The organism is Alloalcanivorax gelatiniphagus (assembly GCF_005938655.1).
GTDB classification, from domain to species: domain Bacteria; phylum Pseudomonadota; class Gammaproteobacteria; order Pseudomonadales; family Alcanivoracaceae; genus Alloalcanivorax; species Alloalcanivorax gelatiniphagus.
The window spans coordinates 24,155-40,555 of record NZ_VCQT01000008.1; the positions used below are offsets into that span (position 1 = coordinate 24,155).

Consider the following 16,401-nt stretch of genomic DNA (forward strand, 5'->3'; position numbering starts at 1 on the left):
GACGACAGGCGGAATCGCCTTTGATCAGAGGTTTTCCTGGGCCCAGTTCACTGCTTGCAGGCGGTTGGAGGCGTTGATCTTTTTGAAAATGTTGTAAATGTGGGTCTTGATGGTGTGCGGGCTGAGGTTGAGGACCTTGGCGATCTCGGAGTTCTTGGCGCCGGTGGCCATCACCTTGAGCACCTCGATCTCCCGGTCGGTGAGGTTCACCTCGTTACGGGAAAAGGTCTTGTTGAAGGCCCGGCTTTTCACCAGATATTGCTGCAGCACCTTGCGCGGGAACCACAGCTCGCCCTTGAACATTGCCTTGATGCCCTTGGTCAGCAGATCCTGCGGGCAATCATGCTGGAAACCGCCGTTCACCATGGGCAGGCCAGCCAAACGGCTCAGATCGTCGTCGTGGTCCACATTGAACACGCCGATCAGAATTTCGTTCTCGATACGGCGGTCCACATCGATCAGCCGGGTGATCACCTGGTTGACGTCGACGGAATGGAAATCCACCAGGAACAGGTTTTGTTCCACGGCGCCCACGTCGGCTTCGTTGACCTGGTCCACGGACTTCAACGCGATGGCGGGAATCGCCGCCTTATCAAGAAATTCGGTGAGCAGTGCATTCTGGAGGTGCTGACCACCTACCACATACACTCTTTGTGCAGTCACGCTTTGTGCAGTCACATTGTCCATTCATTCGTCCATGACACAACCCGGAGGCCCGGGGGGCTAAGAAGAAAAACTGAATCAAGTCATCAATTTATCACCGCTTCCGCGGGGGTTCAATTTACTATCATCAGTGATTTGCACGTCACCCCGCCGTCCTGGAATCTGCTACACTTTCCGCCCATTTCTCGTATCACCGACCCTCAACCATGACGGATGCTTCCCGGGCCGCCTTGCGGCGCACCGAAATGACCACCACCGGATCCCTGGCGGCGATCTTCGCGCTGCGCATGTTCGGGCTGTTCATGATTCTGCCGGTATTCGCGGTATACGGCGCCCGCCTTGAAGGGGCCACCCCCTTGCTGATCGGCACCGCCATCGGCGCCTACGGCCTGATGCAGGCGATGCTGCAGATTCCGTTCGGCATGCTCTCCGACCGCTTCGGGCGACGGCCGCTGTTGCTGGTGGGCCTGCTGCTGTTCGTCGCCGGCGGCGCCGTGGCGGCGCTCAGTGACACCATCCACGGCGTGATTCTGGGCCGCGCCCTGCAAGGGGCGGGGGCCATCGCCAGTGTCATCATGGCGTTGATCGGCGATGTGGTCAGTGAACGACATCGCACCCGGGCCATGGCGCTGATCGGCATGTCGGTGGGCGCGTCTTTCATTCTGGCCCTGATTCTGGGGCCGGTGCTGGCCCACTGGCTGGGGCTGAGCGGTCTGTTCTGGCTCACCGTGGTGCTGGGCACGCTGGCCATGGGCGTGGCGGTGACCGTGCCCTCGCCGCAGGTGCGCGCCAGCGAGCCGTTGCCGGCCCGGCAGCGTTTCGCCCGGGTGCTCGGGGATCGCAATCTGCGCCGTTTGGACCTGGGCATTCTGGTACTGCATCTGACCATGACCGCCTCTTTCGTGGTACTGCCGCAGTTGCTCAAACAGCGCCTGGGGCTGAGCCTGGATCAACACAGCCTGCTCTATCTGGCGGTGCTGGTGACCAGTTTCCTGGCCATGGTGCCGATGATCATCGCCGCCGAGCGGCGCGGCGCCATGCCGGTGAAGCGCATCGCGGTGTGCCTGCTGATCGTCGCCGAGGTGTTGCTGGCCCTGGCCGGGCATACCCTGTGGCATTTCGTGCTGGCCCTGTTCGTCTATTTCATGGCCTTCAACCTGCTGGAGGCGCTGCTGCCCTCGCTGGTGGGGCGGGCGGCGCCGGCGGGCACCCGGGGCACCGCCATGGGGGTCTATTCCACCAGCCAGTTTCTCGGTGTCTTCATCGGTGGCCAGCTCGGCGGTGCCCTTTATCAGTGGGTGGGCGCCGAGGCGGTGTTCCTGGGCTGCGCCGGTCTCGCCGTGGTCTGGCTGCTGTATCTCTGGGGGATGGGCGAACTGCCCAAGCTGGATAACCGGGTGGTACGCCTGGAAGCGGGGCAGGACCCGGGGGACGCGGCGGCGCGGTTGCGCGCCATCCCCGGTGTTCTGGAGGCCGTGGTGGTGGCGGAGCAGGGCCTGGCCCTGCTCAAGGTGGACAACCGCAGCCTCGATGAACAGGCCCTGCTGGCGTTCGCCGGCGAGGTGAGCGAACCGTCCTGAGTGGGGGTTACCCCGGAACGCGTAAAGCTGCACAATATCCGGTCTGCACTAGGCCCCGGCGCGCCGCCGGTGGTCGTCTGAAAGGTTAGGAGCAAACAGCCATGGCACGAGGCGTCAATAAAGTTATTCTGATCGGCAACCTGGGCGCCGATCCGGAAACCCGGTTCATGCCCAGCGGCGGCGCGGTCACCAATGTCCGCCTGGCCACCAGTGAAAGCTGGAAGGACCGCCAGAGCGGCCAGATGCAAGAGCGCACCGAGTGGCACCGGGTGGTGTTCTTCAACAAACTCGGCGAGATCGCCGGTGAGTATCTGAAGAAGGGCTCCAAGGTGTACGTGGAAGGGTCCATCCGCACCCGCAAATGGCAGGGCCAGGACGGTCAGGACCGCTACACCACCGAGATCGTCGCCAACGAAATGCAGATGCTCGATGGCCGGGGCGGCGCCGGCGGTGGTGGCGACTACCAGGGCGGTGGCCAGGGTGGCTACGGCAACCAGGGCAATGATTACTACGACCAGAGCCCCAGCCAGGGCGGCCAGGGTGGCGGCGGTCAGGCGGGCGGCCAGCAGAAGGCGCCGGCCAATCAGGGCGGTGGATTCAGCGGCCCGGCGGACGATTTCGACGACGACATTCCGTTCTAAATTACAGGGGAAGTCATGCGGCGCTGGATAGCCCTGGGGGCGGTGTTCGTCATCAGTTTGCTGGTGTGTCTGATCGTGCTGATGCCGGCGGCGGTGCTGGTGGATCGCCTGCCGGCGCTGCGTCCCGGCGGTGCGCCGCTGGTGCTGTCCGGCGCCCGGGGCCCGTGGTGGGACGGGCAGGTGGCGGCGCGCTGGCGCAACCACAACGGCGAATTGGCCTGGACACTGGACTGGCACGGTTTGACGCCCGGCCTGCAACTGTCCATGGTAAGCGACGATCTCAACGCCGATGGCTGGCTTGGCGCCGCCTGGGGCGACTGGCGACTGGAACAGTGGCGCGCCCGGATACCGGTGGCGCCGTTCAGCGCCTCGGTACCCCAGGGTGACGCGGACGGTACCGTGGATCTGACCCTGATGGCGCTGGAACTCAGCGATCATAACGTGGTCGATGCCAAAGGCACGCTGACCTACAGTGGCGGCACGGTCACCTGGGGCCGCGACGGGGCCGCCGAGGTGCCGCCGCTGGATGGCCGGCTGACCATGGTGGACGGTGCGCCGGAACTGGAAGTCACCGGGCCGCGGCAACAACAATTGGTGCATGCGCGGCTGGATAATCAGAAATTGAACGTGCAGGTGCGGCGGGCCTGGCCGCAACTGCTCGGGGTAAGCCAGGGCGGCGATCCGGCGGATGTGGTCTTCCGCATGAGCCGCCCCTTGACTCTGGGGCAGTCCGGCTGAGTTTCACCGGATAACAAAGGGGTCACATTGGCGCGTCTAGAATGCGCGATGGACAACCCGGCTCTTGATACCCGGGGGCGCGAGCCACAGGGCCGGGATAACGATAAGCGGGATTGATGGATTTATGATTCAGTGGGCCCGGAGGGGAAACCGGCAACGATGGGAGCGGGTGGCACGCACGGTGCTGGCGCTGTTGTTGGTGGTGGTTCTCGCCTATTTGATTGCTCAGACCATTTGGTTGCTGTGGTACGGCCCTCAGGACGCGTTGCCCGGTTCGGATTTGCGGCGGGTTACGGTGAATGGAGGCGCCCAGCAGAGCGCCACGCTGTCGTCGGCCCAAGTGCAGCGCTGGGGATTGTTCGGTGCCTACCAGGCGGAGCCGGAGGCCGAGCAGCGCCCGGTGGACGCGCCGGACACCCGCTTGAGCCTGGAGCTGGTGGGCCTGTTCCAGACCCGCGACCGGGGCAAGTCGTCGGCGATCATCGCCGAGCGCGGCGGCAACGCCGAGCTTTACCATATCGGCGATGGCATCCCCGGTAACGCCACGCTCGAGGAAATCTACACGGACCGTGTGATTCTCAAACGCCAGGGGCAGTTTGAGACCCTGCGGCTCAATGAAGTGAAAGGTCTGGCCGGCGGCGTCACCCAGGTGACCGAGCCGGAGCCGCGCAGCCCCGCCCCCAGCCCGGAAACGGATCTCGCCCAGCAGCGCACCGCCCTGATCCGGCAACTGGGTCTGCAACCGGTTTCCCAGGGCACCACCAACGGCTACAAAATCGGCGACCGTGCTCCCAAGCAGCTGATCGAACAGGTCGGCCTGCAGCCGGGGGACGTGGTGGCGTCCGTGAATGGCTACCCGTTGGGTTCCGAGGAAAGCGATCTGGCCGCTCTGCAGTCGTACATGGAAAGTCAGGCGGCCGTCATTGTCGTGCAGCGCGGCGAACAGGAATTTACCGTGAACTATCCACCGTGAGATACCTATGAAGTCGGCCTTGAAAACAATAATCGCAGTGGTGGTGCTCAGCCTGCCGCTGAGTGTCCACGCCCAACAACAGGCCTCGGTGGAGGCAACCGGCGACGGCAAGACCTGGACCGTCAATATCCGCAACGCGGATATCCAGGCGTTCATCAACCAGGTGGCGCAGATGACCGGCAAGAACTTCGTGGTCGACCCGCGGGTTCGGGCCCGGGACGTCACCGTGATTTCCAACCAGCCGCTCACCGCCGACGAGGTCTATGAGCTGTTCCTGTCGGTGCTGCAGGTTCACGGTTACGCCGCGGTGCCGGCGGGTAACGGCATTATCAAGATCGTCACCAACACCACCGCCAAGCAGAGCAACCTGCCGCTCACGCAGAACGCCGGCAGCGTCGACGGCGAGGAACTGATCACCCAGGTGATCACCGTGGACAACTCGCCGGTGGAAGAACTGGTGCCGGTGCTGCGGCCGCTGGTGCCCCAGTACGGCCACCTGGCGGCGGTGGGTTCCGCCAATGCCCTGATCATCAGCGACCATGCGGACAACATTCGGCGCCTGCGCGCCATTATCAACAGCCTGGACGGCGCCGAAACCGACGAGCTGGAAATCGTACAGCTGGAACACGCCTTCGCCGGCAACATGGTGGCGCTGCTGGAAGAACTGACCAAGTCCGACGCCGCCGCCGGTAACAACCGCCGCCGGGGCGGGCTGCAGGGCGGCGCCACGGTGATCGCCGACGAGCGCACCAACCGTTTGATCGTCAAGGGTGACCGGGGCACCCGCGCCAGGCTGATCCCGCTGATCCACCAACTGGACACTCCCTCCAGCGCCGCCGGTGGCGTGCAGGTGGTACGTCTCAGCCACGGTGATGCGGAGCAGATGGCTGAATTGCTGAAGAACTTCGCCGCCGGTGCCTCGGCGGTACGCCAGGGCGCCGAGGGCGGCGCCGGCGCGGCGGCCCGCGCCACCTCCGACGCCGACGCCCGGGTCTCGATTCAGGCCGACGCCTCGCTGAACGCGCTGGTGATCCGCGCCGAGCCGGAAATGATGAAGGAACTGCAGTCGGTGATCAGCCAGCTGGATGTGCGCCGCGCCCAGATTCTGATCGAGGCCGCCATTGTCGAGGTGACCGGCGACAAAGCCAGCTCCCTGGGCTTCCAGTACGTGGCCGGCGACCTGAACAATGGCGTGGGCGCGGTGAACTTCGGCGGCGACGGGGTCAGCGTCAACTCGCTGCTGCAGGCGGTGATCACCGAGGACCCGTCCAAGATTTCCCTGGGTGATGGCATCACCGCCGGCTTCGGCGAGACCAACTCCGATGGTGACATCGAGTGGGGCGCGCTGATCCAGGCGCTGGCGTCCACCACCAACACCAATCTGCTGTCCACCCCCAGCATCCTGACCCTGGACAACCAGGAAGCCTCGATCATCGTCGGCGAGAACGTGCCGTTCGTCACCGGCCAGGCTTCCAGCACCGGCTCCGGGGTCTCCAACCCGTTCACCACCATTCAGCGTGAGGACGTGGGTCTGACCCTCAAGGTGACCCCGCATGTGGCGGGCCTGGACACCGTGCGGCTGGAACTGGAACAGGAAACCTCGGCGGTCAAGGATTCCATCGGCGAAGCGGTGGACATCGTCACCACCAAGCGCAAGCTGACCACCACGGTGCTGGCGGACGACGGCGAAACCATCGCCCTGGGTGGCCTGATCAACGACGATGTGCAGGACACCGTTCGCAAGGTGCCGCTGCTGGGTGATATCCCGCTGCTGGGCGTGCTGTTCCGCTCCACCAGCAAAACCCACGTGAAGCGCAACCTGATGGTGTTCATCAAGCCCACGGTGCTGGCCAGCAACGACCGGCTGGTGGACATGACCCGGGAGAAATACATGGGGGTTACTTCCATGCAGTTCCGGGTCAACGAAAAGGGTGAGCTGGTGCGCGAGGTGAAATTCCCGCTGCCCACCCGGGTGGACAACATCTTCCAGGGCCGCTCGCCGGTGTCCGAGGACTACCGCCGGGCCTACGAAGCGGAGCAGAGCAAGTCGGTGGAAGATTCCGCTGCGCCGCCCACCTCCGGCCCGGTCACTGATACGGACAGCGTGCTGCCCGAGCAGGAGGCCCCGGCCGCCAGCCGGCCGGAACAGGAATAACCGGCCTTTCGGTCTTCCCATACACGCACCGGCGCCTCAGGGCGCCGGTGTCGTTTCAGTCTTCCAGTGAACGCAGGTTTTCCAGTACCTTGCCGCCGCGCTCCAGCTTCTGGCTCAGTTCCGGGTTCTCCGGATCCAGCGGCGCCACGCTTTGCCACAGCCGGTAGGCGCCCTGGTAGTCCCCTTTGGCGTACAGCGCCTCACCCCGGGCCAGGGCCCGCTGGAAGCGCTGCCGTGCCCAAACGTCCACCTGCCGACGCAGGGGGGTCAGCTCACCGTCGTTCTGGTGTTGCAGCAGGAAGGTGCGCGCCGCCAGCAGATCATCCAGCTTGCCGCTTTGCCGATAGCGGGCCACCCGTTCCTCCGCCTCCCGCCGGCGGGCCTGGTCACGGGCATCCCGGGCCTGGTCGCGGGCGATGTGCAGGGTGCGGCGGGCCTTGCGCAGCGCATCCGGCATGTCGCTGTCGGGACGCAGGCGCTGGGCGGTCTCCAGGGAGGTCAGCGCACGCTGCCACTGGCCCTGATCCGCGTAGGCCTGGCCCTGTTCCAGCAGGCCGTTATAGAGCAGCTCCCGCCGCTGGGCGCGCCAGCTCCGGGCGTCCCGGGCCCGGCGGTCGGTGTAGGGGGCCAGATCATCATCCACGCTGTCGGTTTCCAGCAGGGCCCGGGCTTCGGCCAGGTAGGCGCGGTTGAGCAGGTCCCGCAGTTGCCGGTCGTGGCGGTTTCTGAGGGTGGCCAGCAGTTCCTCCAGCGGCGCCGGTTCCACCACCCGGTCACGGCTGTCGGTGAGGGTGTCGCAGGCTTGCCGCCATTGCTCCCGGTCGGCCAGTTCCTCGGCGCGGGCCTGGGCCTGGAGCCGGTACTCGCGGCTGGCCTGAAGCACGCCTTTGCGTTGCTCCTGCAGCAGAGCGTATTGGGGGTGTTGCTCGCCGGTGTCGTCGATGATCGCCAGCGCCTGCCGGTATTGGTGGTCTTTCAGGGCGGCGCTGACGCGCTGCTCCGGGGCCAGGAACGGGTTGAAGCTGGCGCAGCCGGACAACAGCAAGGCGATGCCCAGCGCCGTGGCGCGGCGATCAGGAAGAGGCACCGGGCGCCTCCACATAGTGTTCCGCCAGAAAACGGGCGATACGTTGTTCCATCAAAGTCTCCGAGAGGGCGTGCACGCCGTCCACCCGGTAGGTGCTCACCGGTTCGTTACGGCCGCGCACGCGCATGGCGCCGTATTCCGTGGCCCGTACCCGGGAGCCGATATTGGGGTTGTCGATCAGGGCGGCGGCGGCAATGATCTCGCCGGCGCCGGCCATGTTGGACAGCCGCGAGGCCAGATTCACCGCATCACCGACCACGGTGTACTGCATGCGGTCCCGGGACCCCAGGTTGCCGGCCAGCATGGCCCCGGAATTCATGCCGATGCGGAACTCCACGGTGGTCTGGCCGAGCCGGGCGCGGTGTTCATTGAGCCGGGCCACCAGCCGCTGGATCATCACCGCGCAGCACAGGCCGTGAAACAGATGCTCGGAGTCCTCCTCCGGTACCCCGAACACGATCATGGCGCAGTCACCCATGTATTTGTCGATGGTGCCGCGATAGAACGAGGTGGCGGTGGTAATGGCGCCGAAATAGACATTGAGCATGTCCGCCACCGCCTCCGGGGCCAGGCTTTCCGACAGGCGGGTGAAGCCGACGATATCGGCGAACACCACGGTGGCGTCCACATCCCGGCCGCCCAGGGTCACCTGGTCCAGGTTGGCCATCATCTTGCGCGCCACCGAGGGGCTGACGAACCGTTGCAGCACCCGCTCCACCTGGGCTTTCTCCAGCATGTCATGGGCCATGCCGTTGTAGGCCTCGATCAGGTGGCCGATTTCGTCGTTGCGGCGCTCCTGGATACGGTATTTCAGGTCGCCCTGCTGCAGGGCGCTGGTGGCGGCCAGCAGATTGCGGATCGGCTTGGCCAGCCGGCGGCTGATCAGGAACGAGGCGATGATCGCCAGCAGGCCCATGGCCAGGGTGGCGGTGATCATGGTGGCCCGGACCTGGCGCTGGGCGGCGGTGATGGAGCGGTCCGACAGGGTCACCGCCACCGCGCCCACCCGGTTGTGGTCCACCGTGATCGGGGCGAAATAGGTGCTCATGGCTTCGCCGGCATCCCGCCAGCGCCGCACCGTGCCGTCGGCGGGCACGGCCCGGGGCGGCACCTCACCGGCCTGGTCGATCAGGCCGTTGTCGCGGTCAAACAGGGCGGCGCCATGCACGCTGTTACTGAGCACCAGATTGTTGATGTGCACCTTGAGCAGGAAGCGGTCCTCGGCGAGCAGGGGCTCCATGGCGGTGTGGGCCAGCTGGGTGGCGATCGCCGCCCCGAAGCTGTCGGCCTGCTGGCGCATGCGCTGCAGCTGGTCGTTGAGCAAATACACCCCGAGCAGGGTCATACCCACCAGAATCAAGGCGGAAATCGACAGCCCCATCTTCCAGGCCACCGGAAAATAGGCGGGGATGTAAGGCTGGATCAGGGCATCGAAGCGACGTTTCACGGCAGCGCCGTGGCCCTTGTCATCCTTGCCCGGGACGCTGTCGTGTTCTGAAGGAGTGCTCACGGCGGTTACGGTAACGGCTTCTCTTGTCAGGGTGATTACGCAGTGTCACATTGCCAGACTGGCCCCAGGGAAACCACCATAAGGTCGATAACAGCATGGCTTTTATTCGTGAACGGCGTGTACACGCCAATGGACTGGACTTTTTCATCGCCGAAGCGGGCGAGCCCGGCGCGCCGCTGGTGCTCTGCCTGCACGGCTTTCCGGAGTGCTGGGCGTCCTGGCGCTATCAACTGCCGGCCCTGGCGCAATCCGGCTACCACGCGGTGGCCCCGGATCTGCGCGGCTACGGCGAAACCGGCGGCCCGGCGGAGGTGGACGCCTACCGTCAATCCCGGCTGGTGGACGACGTCATCGCTTTGCTGGACGCCCTGAACGCCCCCCGGGCGGTGCTGCTGGGCCACGACTGGGGCTGCATGCTGGCCTGGCAGGTGGCCCGCCGCCACCCCGAGCGGATCGCCGCGGTGGTCGGCCTGTCGGTGCCCTACGGCGGGCCGGCGCCGAAGCCGCCCACCGAGTCCATGCGCGAGCTGTTCGGCGACCACTTCTTCTACATGCTCTATTTCCAGCAACCGGAACTGCCGGAACGGGAGCTGGAGGCGGATGTGGAGGACAGCCTGCGGCGCATGTTCCACAGCCTCTCGGCGGACGGCATCGAGGAGTTCCGGGTGGCCCCGGACGACACCCGGGTGCTGGCGGCCATGAAGCGCCCCCAGACGCCGCCGCGCTGGATGCGCGACGAGGACCTGGCCTATTACGTGGCGCGCTTCCGCAAAACCGGTTTCACCGGCGCGATCAACTGGTATCGGGCCATGGACGCCTCCTGGGAGGAGACCCGCGACGACGACAACTGGGCCCTGGCCGCGCCGGTGCTGTTCCTGGGCGGCCTGCAGGACCCGGTGGTGCTGTTCGGCCAGAAGGCCCTGGCGCGCATGCCCGACTACGTGCCGGACCTGACCACGGTGATGATCGACCAGTGCGGCCATTGGATTCAGATGGAGCAGGCGGTGGAAGTGAACCGGGAGGTACTGAACTTTCTTCAGGAAAAAGCCTGTTTTTCGCAAAGCAACGGCCAGGGCTGACCTGGATCAAGAGCCGCCAGGCGGGACCGGGGCATTATGCGTGTGGGGCGGCAACGTCCCGCTGCGTATGCTTCCGGAAAACACCGGATTATCGGCCCCGCCTGGCGGGGCTTTTTTTTGTCCATCGCGCCGTGGCGGCGAATCGATGCGCGAGGTGTTTATCCGGGATGTGGTCCGCGTGGGCTGGGGATTGCCGTAGGAGCGGCTTCAGCCGCGATCCCCGCCGGCGCTATCTTTATCGCGACTAAAGTCGCTCCTGCCCAGCGTTCCCGGAAGGGCGTCGCGCCCTGAGCCGCACTCCGGCGGGAGCGAAATTTGCCGCCAGAGCGCGATGAACCGTTTTTTATCCCTGATTGCCTACCAGTGAATACCCTTGAACAGCCGGGAGAAGGCGGCCTGCTCGCGGCTGATCTTCTTGGGCGTGGCCTCCTTGCGGCCCATGGCGGCGGCGGAGTCCGAAAAGATCTTGTAGCCGGTGTTCATGATCGTCTCGGTGACCTTGGGGGTGATGAAGTGCATCACCTGGCCAAGCACGCCCAGGCTGGTGGCGATCCGTTTCGGGCGCCGCACGATGGCGTCGCAGATCATGTCCGCCGCCTGGTTGGGGCTGATGGTGGGCACATGGTTGTAGAGCTTGGTGGGCGCGATCATCGGCGTGCGCACCAGCGGCATGTTGATGGTGGTGAAGTAGATGCCCTGGTGGGCCAGTTCACTGGCGGCGCAGCGGGTGAAGGAATCCAGCGCCGCCTTCGAGGCCACATAGGCCGAGAAGCGGGGCGCGTTGGTGAGCACGCCGATGCTGGAGATGTTGATCACATGGCCGAAGCCGCGCTCGATCATGCCCGGCATCAGCTTCATGATCAGCCGCAGGGAGCCGAAATAGTTGAGCTGCATGGTGCGCTCGAAGTCGTGGAAACGGTGGAAGGAGTGCACCACCGAGCGGCGGATCGAGTGGCCGGCGTTATTCACCAGGATGTCCACCCGGCCGTAATCGGCCAGCACCTTCTCCACCAGTTCGTCCACCGAGTCGATGTTGGACACGTCACAACTGTAGGCCCGGGCGGTGCCACCCAACTGCTTGATTTCGTGCAGGGTCTCTTCCAGCTTCTCCGGCGTGCGCGCCACCACCAGCACGGTGGCGCCGGCCCGGGCCAGCTTCAGGGCGCTGGCCTTGCCGATGCCCGAGGTGGCACCGGTGACCAGCACGATCTTGTCCTCCACCCGCTCCGGCAGGGACGGCAGCGGCTGCAGCTCGTCCTCGCGGCTGTCGCGGTCCGGGTCCAGGTGGTTTTCCCAGAAATCCCATAATTGCTGGATATAGGCCTCCAGTTCCGGCACGTCGATGCCACTGCCTTCCAGGGCGGCGCGGGCGCGGCGGTTATCGTACTCGGTGGGGAAAGCCAGGAATTTGATCACCGACGGCGGGATATCCAGGTTTTCCAGGGTCTGGTTGATCAACATGCGCGGCGTCAGGGCGCTCACGCCCTTGCGCACGAAGCCGGGCACAGCGTCGAAGATTTTGCCGTCCACCCGGACCGGCATGCGCGGCGCCTGGGCGGCGCTGGCGATGATGTCCATCACCTCGCCGAAGTTGTAGCTGCGGTCGGCGGTCAGGTGGAAGCAGTGGCCGTTGCCTTCCTTGCCGTGGGCGATGTGGTCCAGGGCATCGGCGACGAAATCCACCGGCACGATGTTGAAGTGGCCGCTTTCCAGGCCCACCAGCGGAATCCAGTTGGGCAGGAAATCCTTGATCTTCTGGATCAGTTTGAAGAAGTAATAGGGGCCGTCGATCTTGTCCATTTCGCCGGTCTGGGAATGCCCGACCACCAGCGAGGGGCGGTAGATGCGCCAGGGAATGCGCGACTCCTGGCGCACCAGGGCCTCGGCTTCATGCTTGGTCAGCAGATAGGGGTCGTCCAGGCCCTCCGCTTCCTCAAACATGTCTTCGGTGAAGGTGCCGTCGTAGAGGCCACCGGCGGCCACCGAGGACATATGATGGAAGCACTTGGCGTCCAGCTTCTCGGCCAGCTTCAGGGTCTGGCGGGTGCCCTCGATATTGATGTAGCGCTGGCTGTTCTCGTCCGCGTTCAGATCGTAGATGGCGGCCAGGTGGAAAAAGTGGTCGATCTGGCCCACCAGGTCGTCCTGGTCGCGCTTGTTGACGCCCAGCAGTTTCTTGGTCAGGTCGCCGCTGATCGGCACCAGCCGGCTCTCCTCCACGCACAGCCGCCGGCGCATGGCGTCCAGCTTGTATTCCGAGCCGGGCCGCACCAGCGCGAACACCCGGGCGTTATCGCGTTTTAGAAGGCGGGCGACCAAAAAGCGGCCGATAAAACCGGTGGCACCGGTCACGAAGTAGTTCATAGGAATCCCCTTTTTATCACGACTTCCCTGGCGCGCTCGGGTTGCGGCCCAGACTCGTTTCGATGATGCCCCCTCGGGCCGAAAAGGGCCAGGGCTGCGGCGACGGGCCGGTTGTACTTTCCCGGCGAATCGCTACGATGGAATCCGATTCCATTTTCTTCGGAACTTCCACTCAGAATAAGAAGGACGCTCATGAATCCGGAAACCGTTTCCCTGGCGGATAGCCTGCGTGGCCGCCGCTCGGTACGAGGCTTCCTCGACAAGCCCGTGCCCGAGGCCGTAATGCGTCAGGTGTTCGAGCTGGCCCAGCTGGCTCCCTCCAACTGCAACATCCAACCCTGGAAGGTGTTCGTGGCGTCCGGCCAGGTGCGTGACGAACTGCGCCGCCGCCTGGTGGAAAAGGTGTCCGCCGGGGTGCCCATGGAACCGGATTTCGAGCCCAACGCGGGCAAGTTCGAGGGCGTTTACCGCCAGCGCCAGGTGGACTGCGCGGTGGAGCTGTACAACAACATGGGCATCGCCCGGGACGACAGGCCAGGACGGTTACGCGCCCAATTGCGTAACTTCGAATTGTTCGACGCGCCCCATGTGGTGTTCATCGGCATGGAGCGCAGTTTCGGGCCCACCGTGGCGCTGGACGTGGGCATGTACATCCAGTCGCTGATGCTGGCGATGACCGCCCATGGCATCGGCAGCTGCGCCCAGGGCAGCATGCGCTATTACCCCAACGACGTGCGCGAGGTGTTCGGCGAGCCGCACTCCACCGCGATCCTGGTGGGCATCAGCTTCGGCTACGAGGACCCGGCGGTGGCCGCCAACCGGACCCGGGTGGGCCGGGCGCCCCTGGGCGATTCCGTGACCTTCAAATCCGCCCTGTGAACGGCGCCAGAACCGCCTTGCTGTGCTATACTGCCGGGTTCACTTTCCACCCTTCCGAGCAGTATGGTCATTGTCAAAGGTTTGATTCCGGTCCGCGACAATCTGCGCGAGAGCGCCGTGGCCCTGGCCCAGGAACTGGCGCAACAGGCACGGGACGAGCAGGGCTGTCTCTCCTACGAGGTCTATGTGAAGGCCGATGCGCCACGGGTCATCATGCTGTGGCAGCAGTGGACCGACCTGGACGCTCTGGAGCGCCATTTCGACTCCGAGCATCTGGACGACTTCCTCGATCGCATTCCGGACATGATCGACGGCGAGGTGCACTCGCTGCGCTTCGATGTCACCGAGGACGGCGAGGAACCGCCCGCCGCCCCCTCCACGCTTTCCGCGCTGGCGGACGGTACCGTCCTGCACTGATCCCCGCCCCGCACAGGTGCCTGCCATGAAGACGCGCATCGATTCCGTCGACGACGTGATGCTCAGCTTTGCCCGTCAGGGCTACATTTGTGATCAGCGCACCGCCCTGGCGGTGTACCTGGCCGCCCAATTGCACAAGCCGGTGCTGGTGGAAGGCCCGCCCGGGGTCGGCAAGACCGAACTGGCCAAGGCCGCCGCCGCCTTTCTGGAGGCGCCGCTGATCCGTCTGCAATGCTATGAGGGGCTGGACGAAAGCCGCGCCCTGTATGAGTGGAAGTACGGCAAGCAGTTGCTCTATACGCAACTGCTGCGCGACAAGCTCAGCGGCACCCTGGCGGACACCGACAGCCTGGAAGAGAGCATGCGCCGGCTCGGCGACCTGGGCGAGGCGTTCTACAGCGACACCTTCCTGGAGCCCCGGCCGCTGCTGCGGGCGCTGCGAGCCGACGAACCGGTGGTGCTGTTGATCGACGAGATCGACAAGGCCGACCAGGAGTTCGAGGCGTTCCTGCTGGAACTGCTCTCCGATTTTCAGATCTCCATCCCCGAGCTGGGCACGGTACGCGCCCGCCATCAGCCGCTGGTGTTCCTCACCAGCAACGACCAGCGGGAGCTGTCCGACGCCCTCAAGCGCCGCTGCCTGCACCTGTACATTCCCTACCCGGACGCGCCCCTGGAACGGCGCATCCTGGCGGAGAGGGTGCCGGAGCTGGACGAGCAATTGCGCGATCAACTGGTGGATTTCATCCAGCACCTGCGCGAGCAGGACATGAAAAAGCTGCCGGCGGTGTCGGAGACCCTGGACTGGGCCCGCGCCCTGGTGCTGCTGCACGCGGACAGCCTGGAACCGGAGCTGGTGGAGCAGACCCTGACCCTGGTGCTCAAGAACGAGCAGGACGCGGAGCTGGCCCGGGAGCTGTTACCCCATTGGTTCCGCGCCCGGCGCGCGCGCTGAACCATGGCCCGCCGGCGGCTCCATGAGTTCGTGCGTGCCCTGCGGGGCGCCGGGGTGCGGATCTCCCCGGCGGAGGCGGAGGAGGCCATGCGCGCCGCCGCCCTGGTGGGCTATGGCGACAAGAACCGCTTCCGCGAAACCCTGGCGCTGACGCTGGTGAAAAGCGAGGAGGAGCGCCCGGACTTCGACCGCTGCTTCGAGACCTTCTTTCGCTTCGAGGACCAGCAACCGGGCGAGCAGGGCCCGGCGGAGGACGCCGCTGAACCCGCCACGCCCACCCCGCCGGACGCCGAGGGGCTGTCGCCGCAGGCGGCGGAGCTGGCCGCGCAAAGCGACACCCAGCTGGAGCAGAGTCTGGCCCAGGCCGCCGCCGAGATCGATTTCACCGCCATGCAGGTGATCACCCAGCAAGGGCTGTTCGCCCGCCGTCTGCTGATGAACATGGGCATGGGCGCGGTGGACGACGAGATCCTGCGTTTGGATGCCTCCCAGCGGCCCGGCGACGGCGAGCGGGCCGAGGCCCTGCGCGATTGGCGTGGCCGGGTGCGCGAGCGGGCCATGGCCCATGTGCGCCGGCAGTACGACCTGCATGGCCGCGCCCATGGCCGGGCGCTGCGCGAGCACAGCATGCAGGCGGCGCCGTTCCGCGAGCTGCGCGAGTTCCAGCAGGTGCAGGTGCTGGTGCGGCGCATGGCCCGGCGCCTGGCCCGTTCCCACCAGCGCCGCCAGAAGAAAGCCCGGCGCGGCGAGCTGGACGCCCGCCGCACCCTGGCCGACAGCCTGCGTTATAACGCCGTGCCGGTGCACCTGCACTGGCGCCAGCGGCGCCGTACCCGGGCCAAGGTGCTGGTGGTGTGCGATGTCTCCAGTTCGGTGCGGGACGCGGCCCGTTTCCTGCTGCAGTTTCTCTACGCCATGACCGATGTGCTGCCACGGGTGCGCAGTTTCGCGTTCGCCGCCCGCTTCGATGAGGTCACCGAGGACTTCGAGCGCTATCCGCCGGATGTGGCGGTGGGCCGCATTCTGGACCGGGTGTCCGGCAGCGGCACCGACTACGGCACCATGTTCAAGGAGTTGGAGGAGGCCTGCCGGGGCGACATCGACCAGAACACCACGCTGATCATTCTCGGCGATGCCCGCAACAATGACCTGCCCGCCGGCGAGCGCCATCTGGCGGACATCGCCCGCCGCGCCCGGCAAGTGTTCTGGCTCAACCCGGAACCGCCGTCGCGCTGGAACAGCGGCGATGCCATCATGGCCCGCTACCTGCCGTACTGCCGCGCCGCCCGACGCTGCGGCTCACTCAATGATCTGAGCCGCTTTACCGACGAATTGCTGCGTGGGCTGAACTGAATCCGTG

General features: G+C 65.6%; 14 protein-coding genes. 10 read left to right on the forward strand and 4 right to left on the reverse strand.

All coding sequences use genetic code 11. From position 1 onward, the window contains the following. Positions 1-24 precede the first annotated feature (24 nt). Entirely contained in the window at positions 25-687 is a 663-nt protein-coding gene (locus FGS76_RS01245; protein WP_240692345.1) for a LuxR C-terminal-related transcriptional regulator, read from the reverse strand. A 182-nt stretch (positions 688-869) separates the two neighbouring features. Here FGS76_RS01245 and FGS76_RS01250 point away from each other — a divergent pair, with 182 nt between their 5' ends. The 5 genes from FGS76_RS01250 (at position 870) to gspD (ending at position 6,750) form a co-directional block, all read left to right on the forward strand. Beyond that, the gene (locus tag FGS76_RS01250; RefSeq protein WP_138770807.1) at positions 870-2,243 is read left to right on the forward strand and encodes an MFS transporter; all 1,374 of its coding nucleotides are present in this window, start codon (positions 870-872) and stop codon (positions 2,241-2,243) included. 101 nt (positions 2,244-2,344) lie between these two features. Next, a complete protein-coding gene (gene ssb / locus FGS76_RS01255; protein ID WP_138770808.1) occupies positions 2,345-2,884 on the forward strand; it encodes a single-stranded DNA-binding protein in 540 nt (179 codons plus the stop codon). A 15-nt stretch (positions 2,885-2,899) separates the two neighbouring features. Continuing rightward, positions 2,900-3,622, forward strand: coding sequence for a type II secretion system protein N (gene gspN / locus FGS76_RS01260; protein WP_138770809.1), 723 nt, complete (start codon positions 2,900-2,902; stop codon positions 3,620-3,622). A 169-nt stretch (positions 3,623-3,791) separates the two neighbouring features. Next, positions 3,792-4,595 (forward strand): type II secretion system protein N, encoded by an 804-nt coding sequence (locus FGS76_RS01265; protein ID WP_240692346.1) that lies wholly within the window; start codon positions 3,792-3,794, stop codon positions 4,593-4,595. A gap of 19 nt (positions 4,596-4,614) precedes the next feature. Continuing rightward, positions 4,615-6,750 (forward strand): type II secretion system secretin GspD, encoded by a 2,136-nt coding sequence (gene gspD / locus FGS76_RS01270; protein WP_240692347.1) that lies wholly within the window; start codon positions 4,615-4,617, stop codon positions 6,748-6,750. Positions 6,751-6,805: 55 nt separating this feature from the next. On the opposite strand, the gene FGS76_RS01275 is transcribed toward gspD, so the two are convergent. Next, positions 6,806-7,837 carry a hypothetical protein gene (locus FGS76_RS01275; RefSeq protein WP_138770812.1) on the reverse strand — a complete coding sequence of 344 codons (1,032 nt, stop codon included), beginning with the start codon at positions 7,835-7,837 and terminating at the stop codon, positions 6,806-6,808. Continuing rightward, entirely contained in the window at positions 7,824-9,347 is a 1,524-nt protein-coding gene (locus FGS76_RS01280; RefSeq protein WP_240692348.1) for an adenylate/guanylate cyclase domain-containing protein, read from the reverse strand. Before FGS76_RS01280 ends, FGS76_RS01275 begins: the two co-directional genes overlap by 14 nt. A 95-nt stretch (positions 9,348-9,442) precedes the next feature. Here FGS76_RS01280 and FGS76_RS01285 point away from each other — a divergent pair, with 95 nt between their 5' ends. Then, on the forward strand, positions 9,443-10,426 hold the full coding sequence (locus FGS76_RS01285) for an alpha/beta fold hydrolase (protein WP_138770813.1): 984 nt from the start codon (positions 9,443-9,445) through the stop codon (positions 10,424-10,426). 357 nt (positions 10,427-10,783) lie between these two features. On the opposite strand, the gene FGS76_RS01290 is transcribed toward FGS76_RS01285, so the two are convergent. After that, entirely contained in the window at positions 10,784-12,790 is a 2,007-nt protein-coding gene (locus tag FGS76_RS01290; RefSeq protein WP_138770814.1) for an SDR family oxidoreductase, read from the reverse strand. Between the two features lie 192 nt (positions 12,791-12,982). Here FGS76_RS01290 and FGS76_RS01295 point away from each other — a divergent pair, with 192 nt between their 5' ends. From FGS76_RS01295 to FGS76_RS01310, 4 genes are all read left to right on the forward strand, one after another. After that, positions 12,983-13,669, forward strand: a complete 687-nt coding sequence (locus FGS76_RS01295) for a nitroreductase (protein WP_138770815.1) — start codon at positions 12,983-12,985, stop codon at positions 13,667-13,669. A 63-nt stretch (positions 13,670-13,732) separates the two neighbouring features. After that, the gene (locus tag FGS76_RS01300) at positions 13,733-14,086 is read left to right on the forward strand and encodes a putative quinol monooxygenase (RefSeq protein WP_138770816.1); all 354 of its coding nucleotides are present in this window, start codon (positions 13,733-13,735) and stop codon (positions 14,084-14,086) included. A 25-nt stretch (positions 14,087-14,111) separates the two neighbouring features. Continuing rightward, the gene (locus tag FGS76_RS01305; RefSeq protein ID WP_138770817.1) at positions 14,112-15,041 is read left to right on the forward strand and encodes an AAA family ATPase; all 930 of its coding nucleotides are present in this window, start codon (positions 14,112-14,114) and stop codon (positions 15,039-15,041) included. A 3-nt stretch (positions 15,042-15,044) separates the two neighbouring features. Beyond that, positions 15,045-16,394 carry a VWA domain-containing protein gene (locus FGS76_RS01310; RefSeq protein ID WP_138770818.1) on the forward strand — a complete coding sequence of 450 codons (1,350 nt, stop codon included), beginning with the start codon at positions 15,045-15,047 and terminating at the stop codon, positions 16,392-16,394. The last annotated feature ends 7 nt before the right edge of the window (positions 16,395-16,401 follow it).